The organism is Pseudaquabacterium pictum, assembly GCF_005403045.1.
Taxonomy (GTDB): domain Bacteria; phylum Pseudomonadota; class Gammaproteobacteria; order Burkholderiales; family Burkholderiaceae_C; genus Pseudaquabacterium; species Pseudaquabacterium pictum.
The window spans coordinates 123,175-138,083 of record NZ_BJCL01000006.1; the positions used below are offsets into that span (position 1 = coordinate 123,175).

15 protein-coding genes are annotated in these 14,909 nt (G+C 71.2%); 9 read left to right on the forward strand and 6 right to left on the reverse strand.

What is annotated here, in order from left to right:
- Positions 1-54: 54 nt before the first annotated feature.
- On the forward strand, positions 55-1,080 hold the full coding sequence (locus tag FFT10_RS13290) for an alpha/beta hydrolase family protein (RefSeq protein ID WP_137733315.1): 1,026 nt from the start codon (positions 55-57) through the stop codon (positions 1,078-1,080).
- A 14-nt stretch (positions 1,081-1,094) separates the two neighbouring features.
- Here FFT10_RS13290 and FFT10_RS13295 read toward each other — a convergent pair whose 3' ends face one another.
- Positions 1,095-2,621: a cryptochrome/photolyase family protein gene (locus FFT10_RS13295; RefSeq protein ID WP_137733316.1), complete on the reverse strand. Its 1,527-nt coding sequence runs from the start codon at positions 2,619-2,621 to the stop codon at positions 1,095-1,097.
- A gap of 12 nt (positions 2,622-2,633) precedes the next feature.
- Here FFT10_RS13295 and FFT10_RS13300 point away from each other — a divergent pair, with 12 nt between their 5' ends.
- The 6 genes from FFT10_RS13300 to FFT10_RS13325 are packed head-to-tail and all read left to right on the forward strand — an operon-like array spanning position 2,634 to position 7,166.
- A complete protein-coding gene (locus FFT10_RS13300; RefSeq protein ID WP_137733317.1) occupies positions 2,634-3,209 on the forward strand; it encodes a YqgE/AlgH family protein in 576 nt (191 codons plus the stop codon).
- Positions 3,210-3,211: 2 nt separating this feature from the next.
- On the forward strand, positions 3,212-3,616 hold the full coding sequence (ruvX, locus tag FFT10_RS13305; protein WP_137733318.1) for a Holliday junction resolvase RuvX: 405 nt from the start codon (positions 3,212-3,214) through the stop codon (positions 3,614-3,616).
- Complete coding sequence (pyrR, locus tag FFT10_RS13310) at positions 3,613-4,125, forward strand: bifunctional pyr operon transcriptional regulator/uracil phosphoribosyltransferase PyrR (protein WP_137733319.1); 513 nt, start codon at positions 3,613-3,615, stop codon at positions 4,123-4,125. The genes ruvX and pyrR overlap by 4 nt, the downstream gene beginning before the upstream one ends.
- A 1-nt stretch (position 4,126) precedes the next feature.
- Entirely contained in the window at positions 4,127-5,089 is a 963-nt protein-coding gene (locus FFT10_RS13315) for an aspartate carbamoyltransferase catalytic subunit (RefSeq protein WP_137733320.1), read from the forward strand.
- A complete protein-coding gene (locus FFT10_RS13320; protein WP_137733321.1) occupies positions 5,086-6,408 on the forward strand; it encodes a dihydroorotase in 1,323 nt (440 codons plus the stop codon). Before FFT10_RS13315 ends, FFT10_RS13320 begins: the two co-directional genes overlap by 4 nt.
- Positions 6,408-7,166, forward strand: a complete 759-nt coding sequence (locus tag FFT10_RS13325; RefSeq protein ID WP_137733322.1) for a lysophospholipid acyltransferase family protein — start codon at positions 6,408-6,410, stop codon at positions 7,164-7,166. Before FFT10_RS13320 ends, FFT10_RS13325 begins: the two co-directional genes overlap by 1 nt.
- Here the strand turns inward: FFT10_RS13325 and FFT10_RS13330 are convergent.
- Complete coding sequence (locus FFT10_RS13330) at positions 7,161-8,933, reverse strand: sensor domain-containing diguanylate cyclase (RefSeq protein WP_137733323.1); 1,773 nt, start codon at positions 8,931-8,933, stop codon at positions 7,161-7,163. The two genes, FFT10_RS13325 and FFT10_RS13330, sit on opposite strands and share 6 nt — an antisense overlap.
- Positions 8,934-9,065: 132 nt before the next feature.
- Between FFT10_RS13330 and FFT10_RS13335 the strand changes: the two genes are divergently transcribed.
- A complete protein-coding gene (locus FFT10_RS13335; RefSeq protein ID WP_137733324.1) occupies positions 9,066-9,947 on the forward strand; it encodes a ribose-phosphate diphosphokinase in 882 nt (293 codons plus the stop codon).
- 83 nt (positions 9,948-10,030) lie between these two features.
- Complete coding sequence (locus tag FFT10_RS13340; protein ID WP_137733325.1) at positions 10,031-11,155, forward strand: HD-GYP domain-containing protein; 1,125 nt, start codon at positions 10,031-10,033, stop codon at positions 11,153-11,155.
- 16 nt (positions 11,156-11,171) lie between these two features.
- Here FFT10_RS13340 and FFT10_RS13345 read toward each other — a convergent pair whose 3' ends face one another.
- From FFT10_RS13345 to otnI, 4 genes are read right to left on the reverse strand one after another with little or no spacing between them, the layout of a single operon-like run.
- Positions 11,172-12,500: a TRAP transporter large permease gene (locus FFT10_RS13345; RefSeq protein WP_137733326.1), complete on the reverse strand. Its 1,329-nt coding sequence runs from the start codon at positions 12,498-12,500 to the stop codon at positions 11,172-11,174.
- A 12-nt stretch (positions 12,501-12,512) separates the two neighbouring features.
- Positions 12,513-13,004, reverse strand: a complete 492-nt coding sequence (locus FFT10_RS13350) for a TRAP transporter small permease (RefSeq protein ID WP_137733327.1) — start codon at positions 13,002-13,004, stop codon at positions 12,513-12,515.
- Between the two features lie 59 nt (positions 13,005-13,063).
- Entirely contained in the window at positions 13,064-14,041 is a 978-nt protein-coding gene (locus tag FFT10_RS13355) for a TRAP transporter substrate-binding protein (protein ID WP_137733328.1), read from the reverse strand.
- Positions 14,042-14,083: 42 nt separating this feature from the next.
- Positions 14,084-14,896: a 2-oxo-tetronate isomerase gene (gene otnI / locus FFT10_RS13360; RefSeq protein WP_137733329.1), complete on the reverse strand. Its 813-nt coding sequence runs from the start codon at positions 14,894-14,896 to the stop codon at positions 14,084-14,086.
- Between the last annotated feature and the right edge of the window lie 13 nt (positions 14,897-14,909).

Here is a 14,909-nt window from a genome sequence, read left to right on the forward strand (position 1 = left end):
TCCGATCGGCCGCGTTGGCCGTCGGGTGGCAACGGACATGCGGGGGTGACGACGATGGTGCAGAACTCTGGAACCCGGCGGCCAGCCGCCGGCCGCCTGCTGTGGGCCGGTGCCGGTCTGGTGGTGGCGTTGTCGGCCTGCTGGACCGCGCCGCTGCGCGCCCAGGCCCTGCCGCCCGAGGCGGCGGCCACGGCGCCCGAGGCCGAGGCCCGCTTCACCGTGCAGGAGTTCGACTGGTTCGACGCCGGCCGCGGCCGCCTGGTGCCGGTGCGGCTGTACCTGCCGCTCGCGGCGCCGGGTGCGCAGGCGCATCCGCTGGTGGTGTTCTCGCACGGCATCGGCGGCTCGCGCCGCGGCTACAGCTACCTGGGCCGCCACTGGGCCAGCCAGGGCTATGCCAGCCTGCACCTGCAGCATGTGGGCAGCGACCGGGCCGTCTGGATGGGCAATCCGCTGGCCCTGCCGGGCCGGTTGCAGGCCGCCGCCCAGGACGGCGAGGCCACCGCCCGGGTGCGTGACCTGAGCTTCGCACTCGACCAGCTGCTGGCCGGGCCGCTGGCCGTGCGCATCGACGCCGAGCGCATCGTCGCTGCCGGCCATTCCTACGGTGCCAACACCACGCTGCTGGCCGCCGGCGCCGAGGTGGAGCGCGACGGCCATCCGCTGAACCTGCGCGACGCCCGCATCAAGGCGGCCATCGTGATCTCGGCACCGCCGTTCTACGGCGAGACCTCGCCGCAGAAGGTGCTGGCCGGCATCCGTGTGCCCAGCCTGCACATCACCGCCACCGAGGATGTGATCCGCGTGCCCGGCTACTACTCGCCCGCCACCGACCGGGTGGCGGTGTTCGAGGCCATGGGCGGCCCGGCCAAGACGCTGGCGGTGTTCGAAGGCGGCTCGCACAGCATCTTCACCGACCGCGCCGGCACTGGCGGCGCGCTGCTGAACCCGCAGGTCAAGGCCGCCACCCAGGCGCTGTCCACCGCCTTCCTGGGCAGCGTGTTCGGTGGCGACAGCAGCACGCTGCGGCAGATGGGGCAGCGCTTCTCGGCGCTGCTGGCGCGCTTCAGCCCGCCCTGAGACGCGCCAGCGGGTCAGGTGGCCTTCACCACCGCGTAGCGCTGCAGCGTGGCCTCGCGCGCCAGCGCATGGTCGACCACCGGCAGCGGGTAGTCGGTGCCCAGGCGCAGCCTGGCTGCAGCCAGGTCCACCGGCCGGGCCAGCCAGGGCGCGTGGATCAGCTTGTCGGGCAGGTCGGCCAGCTGCGGCAGGTAGCGGCGGATGAACTTGCCGTCGGCATCGAACTTCTCGCTCTGGCTCACCGGGTTGAAGATGCGGAAGTAGGGCTGGGCATCGCAGCCGCTGCTGGCCGCCCATTGCCAGCCGCCGTTGTTGGCGGCCAGGTCGAAATCATTCAGGTGGGTGGCGAAGTAGGCCTCGCCGCGGCGCCAGTCGATGCCCAGGTCCTTGGTCAGGAAGCTGGCCACCACCATGCGCAGGCGGTTGTGCATGTAGCCGGTCTGGTTGATCTGGTGCATGGCCGCATCCACCAGCGGGTAGCCGGTGCGGCCCTCGCACCAGGCGGCGAACAGCGCGTCGGCCTCCTGGCCGTGGGCCCAGTGGATCCTGTCGTACACCGGCTTGAAGCTGGCCCGCGCCACATGGGGGTGGTGGTGCAGCACCTGGTGGTAGAAGTCCCGCCAGATCAGCTCCGACAGCCACACCTCGGCCCCGCGTGAGCCGCCCTGCATGCGCTGCCAGGCCTCGCGCGCCAGCCGGCGGATGCTGATGGTGCCGAAGCGCAGGTGGGTGCTGAGGTAGCTGGGGCCCTTGACGGCGGGGAAGTCGCGCGCCGTGCCGTAGGCATCGATGCGAGCGAGGAAGTCGTCCAGCAACTCCATCGCACCGCTGCTGCCGGTGGGCAGCTTCATCTGGTGCAGGTTGGTGGGCTGGAAGCCGATCTCGGCCAGCGTCGGCACACTGGTGGCCAGGCCGGGCGGCGGTGGCGCCAGCCGCGCAGCCATGGGCGCCACCGCGCGCGGCGCCAGGTCGGCGGCGTCCAGCTTCTTCAGCCAGGCGTTCTTGTAGGGCGTGAACACGCTGTAGGCCCCGCCGGTGGCGGTCAGCACCTCGCTGCGCTCGAACACCACATGGTCCTTGCCGGTGTGCAGGGCGATGCCGGCATCGGCCAGCGCGCCGCGCACCCGGGCATCGCGCGCCAGCGCATCGGGCTCGTCGTCATGGCTGGCATAGACCGCCTGCACGCCCAGCTGGCGGGCCAGCGCGGGCACGGCGCTGCGGGCGTCGCCATGGCGCACCAGCAGGCCCACGCCGTCCACGCCATGGGCCAGCGCCAGCGCGCGCAGCTGGCCGTCCAGGTCGGCCAGGCTGTCGCGGATGAACTCCACCCGCCGGTCGGCGCGGGGCAGCGGGTCGAGGATGGTGGTGTCGAACACAAAGACACACCACACCTGGCGTGCGGCGGTCAGTGCATGGTGCAGGGCGGCGTTGTCGTCGGTGCGCAGGTCGCGGCGCAGCCAGACCAGGGCGCGGTCGAGCACCGGCGCATGGGCGGTGGGGTGGGGCAGGGTGTGTGGCACGGCGGCAGTGTCCCCGATCATTAGAATCCCGGCATGCCCGCGGACCGCATGAACCTGACCAACCAGTTCCTGATCGCCATGCCGGGCATGGGCGACGACACCTTCTCGGGCGCGGTGGTCTACCTCTGCGAGCACAACGAGAACGGCGCGCTGGGCCTGGTGATCAACAAGCCCATCGACATCAAGCTGAAGAACCTGTTCCAGAAGGTCGACCTGAGCCTGGACAGCCAGGAACTGGCCGAACAGCCGGTGTTCTACGGCGGCCCGGTGCAGACCGAGCGCGGCTTCGTGCTGCATGAGAAGCTGGGTGACGAGCCGGTCTACAGCAGCACGCTGTCGATCCCCGGCGGGCTGGAGATGACCACCAGCAAGGACGTGCTGGAAGCCTTGTCCCACGGCGCCGGCCCCCGGCGCCTGCTGGTCACGCTGGGCTACAGCGGCTGGGCCGCCGGCCAGCTGGAAGACGAGCTGGGCCGCAACGGCTGGCTGACTGTGGATGCGGTGCCCGAGATCATCTTCGACACGCCGGTGGCCGAGCGCTACGACCGCGCGGTGTCGCTGCTGGGCTTCGATCCGCGCATGCTCAGCCAAGAGGCGGGGCACGCCTGAGCATGTCTGCCGGCGCCACGCTCCGCACGCAGACCTTCCTGGCATTCGATTTCGGCACCCAGCGCACCGGCGTGGCCACCGGCAACAGCCTGCTGCGCCAGGCCAGCCCGCTGACCACCATCCGCGCCGAGGGCGATGCCCGCTTCGCACCGATCGCCAAGCTGATCGCCGAGTGGCAGCCCGATGCGCTGGTGGTCGGCATCCCGGTGCACCCCGATGGCGCGCCGCACGACAATACCCGCCGCGCCCAGCGCTTCGCCCGCCAGCTGCAAGGCCGCTTCGGCCTGCCGGTGCACCCGGTGGACGAGCGCTACAGCACCACCGAGGCGGCGGCCGGCGGCGCGCGCGACCTCGATGCCGCCTCGGCCGCGGTGATCCTCGATCAATACCTGAGAAGCCTTCCATGAGCACACTCACCCTCGATGCCGAGGCGCTGTACACCGAGCTGCGTGCCGGCGTGCAGCAGCTGTGGCGCCCCGGCATGGCGCTGATGGGCATCTGGTCGGGCGGCGCCTGGCTGGCCGAGCGGCTGGTGGCCGACCTGCCGGCCACGCTGGCGGTGGGCAAGCCCGGCGTCATCAGCAGCGCCTTGCACCGGGATGATTTCTCCGCCCGCGGCATGGCCAGCGGGACCGATGCGACCAAGATCCCGTTCGCGGTGGACGGCGCGCACATCCTGCTGCTCGACGACGTGCTGTTCACCGGCCGCACCATCCGCGCGGTGATCAACGAGTTGTACGACTTCGGCCGCCCGGCCAGCGTCACGCTGGCGGTGCTGGTCGACCGTGGCGGGCGCGAGCTGCCGATCCAGCCGGCCTTTGCCGCTGCCAAGATCAGCCTGCCGCCCGAACAGAAGCTGGCGCTGACGCGCACCGACGACGGCCGCTTCAGCTTCAGCGTGAAGGGATCGATCTGACATGCTGAACAAGCGCAACCCCCAGCTCAACAAGCATGGCGAGCTGATCCACCTGCTGTCCATCGAGGGCCTGCCGCGCGATGTGGTCACGCACATCCTCGACACCGCCGGCACCTTCCTCAGCGTCAACGACCGCGAGGTGAAGAAGGTGCCGCTGCTGCGCGGCAAGAGCGTGTTCAACCTGTTCTTCGAGAACAGCACGCGCACCCGCACCACCTTCGAGATCGCGGCCAAGCGGCTGAGCGCCGACGTCATCAACCTCGACATCGCCAAGAGCAGCGCCAGCAAGGGCGAGAGCCTGCTCGACACCATCGCCAACCTCAGCGCGATGCATGCCGACATGTTCGTGGTGCGGCACAGCGAGAGCGGCGCGCCGTACCTCATCGCCCAGCACTGCGCGCCGCATGTGCATGTGGTGAATGCCGGCGACGGGCGGCACGCCCACCCCACCCAGGGGCTGCTGGACATGTACACCATCCGGCACTTCAAGAAGGACTTCACCCAGCTCAGCGTGGCCATCGTCGGCGACATCGTGCACAGCCGGGTGGCGCGCTCGGACATCCATGCGCTGACCACGCTGGGCGTGCCCGACATCCGCGCGGTCGGCCCCAAGACCCTGGTGCCGGGGGACTTCAAGGGCATGGGCGTGCGGGTGTGCCACAGCATGGAGGAGGGCATCCGCGGCGCCGACGTGATCATCATGCTGCGCCTGCAGAACGAGCGCATGAGCGGCGCCATGCTGCCCAGCGCCGGCGAGTTCTTCAAGAACTACGGCCTCACCGACGAGAAGCTCAAGCTGGCCAAGCCCGATGCCATCGTGATGCACCCGGGGCCGATCAACCGCGGCGTGGAGATCGACTCCCAGGTGGCCGACGGCAGCCACAGCGTGATCCTGCCGCAGGTCACCTTCGGCATCGCGGTGCGCATGGCGGTGATGTCGATCATTGCGGGGAATGAGGCATGAAGATCCTGATCCAGAACGGCCGGCTGATCGACCCCGCATCGGGCCGCGATGAACGCGCCGACGTGGCGATTGCCACCGGCCGCATCCTCACCATCGGCACGGTGCCGGCCGACTTCCAGCCCCAACGGGTGATCGACGCGGCCGGCTGCATCGTCGCGCCCGGCCTGGTCGACCTGGCCGCCCGCCTGCGCGAGCCGGGGCATGAGCATGAAGGCATGCTCGAGAGCGAGCTGAACGCGGCCGCGGCCGGCGGTGTCACCAGCCTGGTCTGCCCGCCCGACACCGACCCCACGCTGGACGAACCCGGCCTGGTGGAGATGCTGAAGTTCCGTGCCCGCAAGCTCAGCCTGTGCCGGCTGTTCCCGCTGGGGGCGCTCACCCGCGGCCTGGCCGGCGAGGTGCTGACCGAGATGGCCGAGCTGACCGAGGCCGGCTGCGTCGGCTTCAGCCAGGCCGATGTGCCGGTCATCGACACCCTGGTGCTGCAGCGGGCGCTGCAGTACGCCGCCACCTTCGGCTACAGCACCTGGCTGCGGCCGCAGGACGGCTGGCTGGGCAAGGGCGTGGCCGCCAGCGGCGCGGTGGCCACCCGGCTGGGCCTGTCGGGCGTGCCGGTGGCCGCCGAGACGGTGGCGATGCTCACGCTGATCGAACTGGTGCGCACCACGGGCGCGCGGGTGCACCTGTGCCGCCTGTCCAGCGCCGCCGGCGTGGCCCTGCTGCGCGCGGCCAAGGCCGAGGGCCTGCCGATCACCGCCGATGTGTCGATCAACTCGCTGCACCTCACCGATGTGGACATCGGCTTCTTCAACCCGGCAATGCGGCTGACGCCGCCGCTGCGCCAGGGCAGCGACCGCGACGCCCTGCGCGCCGCGCTGGCCGACGGCACGCTGGACGCGCTGGTGTCCGACCACACGCCGGTCGAAGGCGACATGAAGACCCTGCCCTTCGGCGAGGCCGAGCCCGGCGCCACCGGGCTGGAGCTGCTGTTGAGCATGGCGCTGAAGTGGGGCACCGACAGCGGCCTGCCCATCACCACCACCCTGGCCCGCGTCACCAGCGGCCCGGTGCGGGTGCTGGGCGATGCGCTGGGCTCGCTGGCCTCGTCGGCCGGCCAGCTGGTGGAAGGCGGTGTGGCCGATGTCTGCATCTTCGACCCCGATGCCACCTGGACGGTGCAGCCGGGCAGCCTGCTGAGCCAAGGCAAGCACACGCCCTTCGCCTTCGAGGCCACCGGCATGGCGCTGCCCGGCCGGGTGCGCGCCACCCTGGTGGCCGGCACCGTGGCCTACGCCGCCTCCGTCCCCACCGCCGCGTGATGCCGGGGGTGGCGGGCGGCCTGGCCCGCGTGCCGTTGGTGCTGTGGCGGGTGGCGCGCCTGGTGCTGCATGTGCTGCACGGCATGGCGGTGATGGCGCTGCGCTTTCCGTCGCTGGATGCCACCGGCCGCCAGGCCCGCATCCAGTGGTGGTCGGCCGGCCTGCTGCGGGCGGTGGGCGTGGGCCTGCAGGTGCGCGGCACGCCGCGGCCTGGTGCCACGCTGCTGGTGGCCAACCATGTGTCCTGGCTGGACATCGCTGCGCTGCATGCGGCGGTGCCGCAGGCGCGCTTCGTCTCCAAGGCCGATGTGCGCCGCTGGCCGCTGCTGGGCTGGCTGGTGGCCGGCGCCGGCACGCTGTTCATCGAGCGGGAACGCAAGCGCGATGCGCTGCGGGTGGTGCATGCCATGGCCGAGGCGCTGCGCGCCGGCGAGACGGTGGCGGTGTTCCCCGAGGGCACCACCGGTCCGGGCCCTGCGCTGCTGCCCTTCCACGCCAACCTGTTGCAGGCGGCGATCGCCACCGAGACGCCCATCCAGCCGGCGGTGCTGCGGTTTGCCGACACGCAGCAGCGCTTCAGCCCGGCGGTGGAGTTCGTCGGCGACACCACCCTGGTGCAGAGCCTGTGGCGCGTGGCCACGGCGCGCGGCCTGGTGGCCCATGTCGATCTGCTGCTGCCACAGGGCACGGCCCATGCCGACCGCCGCGCCCTGGCCGACCACCTGCGCCAGCAGATGGCCGACCGGCTGGGTTCATGAACTGCCGGCGCCCGCCGGGCTGATCGGATCGGTCGCGGCCAGCACCACGCGGTTGCGGCCGGCCTCCTTGGCCAGGTACATCGCCTGGTCGGCCTGGTCCAGCAGGTCGGCCAGCGCGCTGGGTGCGGTGCCGGCGTCGGCCAGGCCGATGCTGGCGGTCACCCGGGCCGGCGCCCCGCGGCCCGGCACGGTCACCGCGGCGGCGGCGATGGCCGCGCGCAGCCGCTCGGCAAAGGCCAGCGCCTGCTGGGCCGTGCAGTGGGCCATCAGCAGCACGAACTCCTCGCCGCCGAAGCGCGCCACCAGGTCGCCGGCGCGCAGTGCCTGGCGCACCGCGCCGGCCACCGCCACCAGCGCCTCGTCGCCCGCGGCATGGCCATGGCTGTCGTTGAACTGCTTGAAGTGGTCCACGTCCAGCAGCACCAGCACCATGCTGACGGCATGCCGCCTGGCCTGCGCCAGCTCGCGCTCGGCGGCCAGCATGAACGCGCGGCGGTTGGGCAGGCCGGTGAGGAAGTCGGTGTTCGACAGCGCGCGCAGCTGCTCGATCAGCGCGTCGCGCTCGGCCTCCAGCGCCTGGCGCTGGCGGGTGTGGTCCTGCAGCGTGCGCACCGCGCCCACCACCGCGGCCATCTCGTCGCCGGCACGGGCCACCGGCAGAGGCGCCTGCAGATCATTGCGGGCCAGGGCATGCAGGGCGCCGGCGGTCTGCACCAGCGGGCGCAGCAGCCGGCGCTGCACCATCAGCATCGACACCGCCAGCACCGCCAGCAGCACCGCCGAGCCGGCGGCGGTGAGCCACAGCACGCGGCGTGCGTCGCGGGCCTGGGCGCTGGCGCGGGCGGCCGCGTTGTCGAGCAGCAGGTCGCGCAGCGCGAACAGGCTGTTCATGTCGGGCACATAGGCCGTGGCGAAGGCCGCCGGGTCCATGCCGTAGCGGCCGTCGCCGTTGCCGGCGGTCACCACCTGGTCGACCAGGCTGGCCGCGCGGCCGAAGTAGGCCTGCTGCACCTGCTGCCAGGCCTGCTGGGCGGCGTCGGCCGTGCCGGGCGTGCGCAGCCGCAGGTCGAGCAGGCCGCGCAGCTGGTCGATGCGGCCGCGGGTGCGCTCGATGGCAGCACGTTCCTCGGCGCTGAAGGGCTGCTGCGCGGTGAGTGCGGCGGTGAAGTGCGAGCCCAGCAGTCCGGCGTACTCCCGCAGCTCGGCCGCCATGCGGGCGCCCTGCACATCGTCGCCCAGCACCGGCAGGGCCTGCTGCGCCTCTTCGGCCATCAGGCTGATCGCCGGCGCGATCAGCGGCACCACGGCCACCATCGCCCCCACCTGGGCGCGGATCTGTGCCGGCGTGCGCTCGGCCTTGGGCACGGCAGACAGCGCGTCGACCCCCGCGCGGGCGCGCTGCAGGGCGTCCCGGGCCTGCTGCACATGGCGCTCGGCATTCTGGTGGCGCGCATCGTGCGGCCCGTCGACCAGCACCTGGCCCAGCGCGGCCAGCGCCGCATCGGAACGGGCGCGGGCCTCGGCCAGGCGCTCGCGGCGCTGCGGCTGCGGTGGCGTGTCGTCACCCAGCACACCATTGGTGGGGCCGCGCTCGCGCGAGACCATCTCGGCGGCCGCCAAGGCCCGGCGCAGCTCGGACACCGACTCCCGGCCGACGGCGGCCAGGTCCTGGTTGCGCCACTCGACCGTGGCCACCCGGCCCACCAGCAGGGCGGTGGCCAGGGTCAGCATCGCAGCCAGCAGGCGCAGCAGTCGGCTCAGGGACATCGTTCAGGACATGGAGAGCGTGGCCGTGCCACCTGGTGACATCGGCCCGGTCGACCTGCCGCTGGATGCTGGCGGGCCGGCAAAACACGCATAAAGTCATGATTGTCCGTCCGCCATGAAAGCGCCCCCCGCATGAACCCAGGCTTGTTGCTCGCGTTCGACGACGAACAGCCGGCGGCCGCGGCCCTGGCGGCTGCCTTGGGCGTGCCCTGGGCGCAGGTGCAGCGCCACCGCTTCCCCGACGGTGAAAGCAAGCTGCGCCTGCCCCCCGCGTTGCCGGCCGAGGTGCTGCTGCTGCGTGGCCTGCACCAGCCACACGACAAGCTGGTGGAGTTGCTGATCACCGTGCCGGCGGCCCGCGCGCTGGGTGCGCAGCGCATCGTGCTGGTGGCGCCCTACCTGGCCTACATGCGGCAGGACATGGCCTTCAGCCCTGGCGAGGCGGTCAGCCAGCGCCACATTGCCGCGCTGCTGGCCGCGCAGGTGGACGGGCTGATCACCGTCGATCCGCACCTGCACCGCATCGCCTCGCTGGACGAGGTGATGCCCGGCTGCCCCAACCGCGCCTTGACTGCGGCGCCGCTGCTGGGTGCCTGGGTGGCGCAGCAGGTGCCCGGCGCGCTGCTGCTGGGCCCCGATGAAGAAGCCCTGCAATGGGTGGCCGCGGCGGGCCAGGCCCATGGGCTGGACCATGCGGTGTGCCACAAGCAGCGCTTCGGCGACCGCGACGTGCGCGTGGCCCTGCCCGCGCTGCCGCTGGTCGGCCGCGCGGTGGTGCTGCTTGACGACGTGGCCAGCACCGGCCGCACCCTGGTGGAGGCGGCCACCGCCGCACTGGCCGCAGGTGCGGCCAGCGTCGACGTGGCGGTGACCCATGCGCTGTTCGTCGGCGATGCCCTGGCCCAGCTGCGGGCGGCCGGCGTGCGCCACGTCTGGAGCACCGATGCCGTGCCGCATGCCACCGCGGTGGTGCCGATTGCAGCGCTGCTGGCGGCCGCTGTTCAGGCTTTCTAGGTCGGCGCGGCAGCGCTAGAGTCGGTGCTGGTGCCTGGCACCGGCCCCGGTGCGGCAGAGGCGGGGGCCCACAGGGAGCGACGATGGCCATCGACCTGATGCGCATGGTGGCGGACCAGATCCGGGTGGGCGAGGCCCTCCCGTTCGGCATCCGCGACGACCAGGGCAAGCTGCTGCTGGCCAAGGGCCGGCTGGTGGCCAACGATGCCCAGCTGCAAACCCTGCTGGAACGCGGCCTGTACGCCGACCACGACGAGGCCGACGCCGCCGAGGAAGCGGCCGGCGCCGAAGGGGCGCCGCGCCGCATGACGCTGTTCGACCTGTGGAAGCAGACCACGGCGCGGCTGGACATCCTGCTCAACAGCGTGCCGCGTGAAGGATTTGTGGCGCGTTGCGACACCTTCGCCACCCAGCTGATGGCGTTGATCGACCGCGACCCGGACATCGGCATCTACCACTCGGTGCGGCAGGATCCGAACCGCCTGAGCCTGTATGGCCTGAACCATGCGCTGCACTGCGCCATGGTGGGCCAGCTGGCCGCCCGCCGTGCCGGCTGGCCCGACGACCGGGTGCGCACCCTGGTGAAGGCGGCGCTGACGATGAACCTGACCATCGTCGAGGTGCAGGGCCGGTTCGCCACCATGGGCCGGCTGAACGACACCCAGCGCGACCAGATCCGCGCCCACCCCCAGGCCGCGCACGACCAGCTGCAGGCCGCTGGTGTCGACGACACCGAGTGGCTGCAGGCGGTCCTGCAGCACCATGAACAGCCCGACGGCGGCGGCTACCCCAGCGGGTCTGCCGGCATGAGCGAGATGGCGCAGGTGCTGCGCATGGCCGACGTGTTCATGGCCAAGATCAGCCCGCGCACCGAGCGGCCGGCCATGCCCATCCTGGATGCGGCGCGGCAGCTGTTCGCCGAAGCCCAGGGCAACCCGCTGGCGGCGGCCATCATCAAGGAGTACGGCATCTACCCGCCGGGCAACTTCGTGCTGCTGGCCTCGGGCGAGATGGCGGTGGTGATCCGCCGCGGCGCCACCGCCCACACGCCGGTGGCCGCGGCGGTGACCGACAAGAACGGCATCCCCATCGTGCGCACGCCCCGGCGCAACACCGCCGAGCCGGCCTGGGCCATCAAGAGCAGCGTGCCCGAGAGCAGGATGCTGCTGCGGGTGCCGCCCGAGCGGCTCTACGGCCTGGTGGAGTGACTGCCGGCGCCGCCGGTCACTGTGGCCCGATGGCCGGCGCCGGGCCCGGCGCCGGCGCCACCACGGCCGGTGCGTAGACGATGTCGCGCAGCGTCAGGCTGATGCTGGGGATGTAGGTGATCAGCATCAGGCAGCCGATGATCACCGCCACGAAGGGCAGCAGGTGGCCGATGATGCGGTCCAGCGAGATCTTGGCCACGGTGCAGGCGGCGAACAGGTTGACGCCGAACGGCGGCGTGATCATGCCCAGCGCCAGGTTCACCACCATGATCATGCCGAAGTGCACCGGGTCGATGCCGAAGTGGCGGGCCACCGGCACCAGGATCGGCGCCAGCACGATGATGGCCGCGCTGGTCTCGATGAACATGCCGATCAGGAACAGCGCCGCGTTCACCCCCAGCAGGAACCAGAACGGGCTCTGCAGCACTTCGCTGAGCCAGCCGCCGATGGCATCGGGCACGCCGGCACGGGTGATCAGGAAGGCGAACAACCCGGCGTTGGCGATGATGAACATGATCACCGCGCTGCTGACCACGCTCTTCTTGAACACCGGCACCAGGTCGGCCCAGGTCAGCTCGCGGTGGATGAACAGGCCGACGATCAGCGCGTAGAACACCGCCACCACCGAGGCCTCGGTGGGCGTGAAGATGCCGCCGTAGATGCCGCCCAGGATGATCACCGGCATCAGCAGCGCGAAGCCGGCCTTCACCGTGGCCGTGCCCACGCCCAGGCGGCCCTCGCCGTCGGTCAGGCCCCAGCCCTTCCAGCGGCAGTACAGGTGCACGAACAGCATCAGCGCGCAGCCGATCAGCAAGCCCGGCACCACGCCGGCGATGAACAGCTCGCCGATCGACACCTCGGCGCTGACGCCGAACAGGATCATCGGGATCGACGGCGGGATGATCACGCCCAGCTCGGCCGAGGTGGCCTGCAGCGCGGCCGCGTACGGCGTGGGGTAGCCGTGCTTGATCAGCGCCGGGATCAGGATGGCACCGATGGCGAAGGTGGTGGCCACGCTGCTGCCGGAGACGGCGGCGAAGATCATGCAGGTCAGCACGCAGGTCATCGGCAGGCCGCCCTGCACGCCGCCGACCAGGCTCTTGGCGAAGTCGACCAGGCGGCGGCTGATGCCGCCGGTCTCCATCAGGTTGCCCGCCAGGATGAAGAACGGGATGGCCGCGAGCGGAAACTTGTCGATCGCGGTGAACATCTCCTTGGGCGCCAGGATCAGGCGCTCGGGGTCGAACAGCGCGATGCCCAGGATGGCCGAGCCGCCGATGGCCACGGCGATGGAGATGCTGAAGGCGAAGGCCAGCAGCATCGTGACGAGCAGGGTGAGTGACATGGCAGCGGCCCTTTACTGCGCGGCTTCGAGTTCTTCATTGATCGGCTGCAGGTGGTGGGCGACGACCGCCACCATCGCCAGCGCCGCGCCCACCGGCAGTGCGGCATAGGCCCAGCCCATGCTCAGCTCCATGCTGGCGAAGGTCTGGAAGCGCACCCGCGTCACCAGACCCACGCCGAACCACACCAGCACCGCCAGGTAGGCCAGCGCGGTGGTGGTGATGATCCAGCGCACCGTCGTCAGCCAGGCGCCGCGTGCGCTGCGCAGCATCAGGTCCACCGACACCAGCGCACCGCGGCGGAAGGCCACCACCGTGCCCAGCATCACCATCCAGATCAGCAGCCGGCGCATGGATTCTTCGGTCCAGGTGCTGGGCTGCGACAGGACGAAGCGCGCCACCACCTGCCACATGCCCAGGGCGGAGATGGCGGCCAGCAGCCCGCAGGCCAGTGTCCAGGCCAGGCTGGTGAGCCAGCGGTCGAGGGTGAGGATGGTGTGGCGCATGGGCAGGCTCCACCCCCGGGCGCGGTGCGCCCGGGAGCGTCAGGGAACGACGGGAAGGTTTACTTGACGGCCTGGACGGCGGCGATCTTGTCGGCGCCGAACTCCTTGGCGAACTCGGCGTACGCCGGCGCCACGGCCTTGCGGAAGCTCTCGCCGTCCGGCTTCTCCACCACCTGCATGCCGTCCTTCTTCAGCTGCGCGATGCCGCTGGCCTCGTCGTCGTTGACCTTCTTGCGCTGGGCCTGGCCACCCTTGATCGCCGCCTCGGTGAACACCTTCTTGTCGGCGTCGGACAGCTTGCTCCAGACATTGGGTGACAGGATGATCACCGCCGGCGAGTAGACATGGCCGGTCAGCGACAGGTGCTTCTGCACCTGGCTGAACTTGCTGGCCAGGATCACCGGGATCGGGTTCTCCTGCCCGTCGACCGTGCCCTGCTGCAGCGCGGTGAACAGCTCGGGGAAGGGCATGGGCGTGGGCAGGATGCCGAAGGTCTTGTAGCCCGCCATGTGCACCTTGTTCTCCATGGTGCGCAGCTTCAGGCCCGAGGCATCGGTGGCCTGGTTGATGGCGCGCTTGTTGTTGGTCATGTGGCGGAAGCCGTTCTCGCTCCACGCCAGGCCGATCAGGCCCTTGGCCTGCATCTTCTTCAGCACGTCCTGGCCGATGGCGCCGTCCATCACCTTGCGGGCATGGTCGTAGCCGCGGAACAGGAAGGGGATGTCGAACAGCTTGACCTCGGGCACGAAGTTGCCCAGCGGGCCGGTGGAGGTGTTCACCAGGTCCTGGGTGCCGAGCTGCACCGCCTCGATCATCTCGCGCTCGCCGCCCAGCGCGCTGCTGGGGAACTGCTGGCAGGTGTAGCGGTTGCTGGTGCCCTTGGCGATCTCGTCGCAGAACACGGTGGAGCCGACACCGTAGTGCGATTCCTTGGTGGTGGCGTAGCCGATCTTCAGCACCGTCTGGGCCGAGGCGCCGGCGGCGGCGGCCAGCAGGGCCGCGGCGGCGGCGGTCTTCAGCAGGGTGGTCTTGGACATGGTTGTCTCCTTGGGGGGGTGGGGCGGGTGAAACGGATGGGCTCAGGCAGCCTGGGCGGCGCGCCAGGCACGCAGCCAACCCAGGCCGGCGCTGGTGCCACCGGGGCTGGTGTCGCGCGGCCGGTATTCGCAGCCGACGAAGCCGTCCCAGCCCAGGCTGTCGAGCAGGCTGAACAGGTACGGGAAATGCACTTCGCCCAGGTCGGGCTCGTGGCGCTCGGGCACGCCGGCGATCTGGAAGTGGCCGACGCGGCCGGTGGGCAAATGCTGTTTGATCTTCATCGCCAGGTCGCCTTCGACGATCTGGCAGTGGTACAGGTCGAACTGCACCTTCAGGTTGGGCGCGCCCACCGCCTGCACGATGGCGTGGGCCTCGTCCTGGCGGTTGAGGAAGAAGCCGGGGATGTCGCGGGTGTTGATCGGCTCGATCAGCACGTTCACGCCATGCGGCGCGGCCTGCTGCGCGGCCCAGGCCAGGTTGTCCAGGTAGGTGTCGCGCAGCGCACCGCGGTCGGCGCCGGCGGGCACCAGGCCGGCCATCACATGCACCCGCTGGCAGCCCAGCGCGGCGGCATAAGGCAGGGCTTGGTCGATGAAGCCGCGGCGGAACTCGTCCACCCGGTCGGGCAGGCAGGCCAGGCCGCGCTCGCCGGCGTCGAAGTTGCCGGGCGGGGCGTTGAACAGCGCCTGCGTCAGGCCCTGCTGCTGCAGGCGGGCGGCCAGCTCGGCGGCGGGCACGGCATAGGGAAACAGGTATTCCACCGCGTCGAAGCCATCGGCCGCAGCGGCGGCGAAGCGGTCGACGAAGGCATGCTCGTTGTAGAGCATCGACAGGTTGGCGGCAAAGCGGGGCATGGGGGGTCCGTTC

Coding starts and splice junctions, on each gene's coding strand:
- FFT10_RS13290 (WP_137733315.1), top strand. CDS start 55: ATGGTGCAGAACTCTGGAACCCGGCGGCCAGCCGCCGGCCGCCTGCTG.
- FFT10_RS13295 (WP_137733316.1), bottom strand. CDS start 2,621: ATGATCGGGGACACTGCCGCCGTGCCACACACCCTGCCCCACCCCACC.
- FFT10_RS13300 (WP_137733317.1), top strand. CDS start 2,634: ATGCCCGCGGACCGCATGAACCTGACCAACCAGTTCCTGATCGCCATG.
- ruvX (WP_137733318.1), top strand. CDS start 3,212: ATGTCTGCCGGCGCCACGCTCCGCACGCAGACCTTCCTGGCATTCGAT.
- pyrR (WP_137733319.1), top strand. CDS start 3,613: ATGAGCACACTCACCCTCGATGCCGAGGCGCTGTACACCGAGCTGCGT.
- FFT10_RS13315 (WP_137733320.1), top strand. CDS start 4,127: ATGCTGAACAAGCGCAACCCCCAGCTCAACAAGCATGGCGAGCTGATC.
- FFT10_RS13320 (WP_137733321.1), top strand. CDS start 5,086: ATGAAGATCCTGATCCAGAACGGCCGGCTGATCGACCCCGCATCGGGC.
- FFT10_RS13325 (WP_137733322.1), top strand. CDS start 6,408: ATGCCGGGGGTGGCGGGCGGCCTGGCCCGCGTGCCGTTGGTGCTGTGG.
- FFT10_RS13330 (WP_137733323.1), bottom strand. CDS start 8,933: ATGTCCCTGAGCCGACTGCTGCGCCTGCTGGCTGCGATGCTGACCCTG.
- FFT10_RS13335 (WP_137733324.1), top strand. CDS start 9,066: ATGAACCCAGGCTTGTTGCTCGCGTTCGACGACGAACAGCCGGCGGCC.
- FFT10_RS13340 (WP_137733325.1), top strand. CDS start 10,031: ATGGCCATCGACCTGATGCGCATGGTGGCGGACCAGATCCGGGTGGGC.
- FFT10_RS13345 (WP_137733326.1), bottom strand. CDS start 12,500: ATGTCACTCACCCTGCTCGTCACGATGCTGCTGGCCTTCGCCTTCAGC.
- FFT10_RS13350 (WP_137733327.1), bottom strand. CDS start 13,004: ATGCGCCACACCATCCTCACCCTCGACCGCTGGCTCACCAGCCTGGCC.
- FFT10_RS13355 (WP_137733328.1), bottom strand. CDS start 14,041: ATGTCCAAGACCACCCTGCTGAAGACCGCCGCCGCCGCGGCCCTGCTG.
- otnI (WP_137733329.1), bottom strand. CDS start 14,896: ATGCCCCGCTTTGCCGCCAACCTGTCGATGCTCTACAACGAGCATGCC.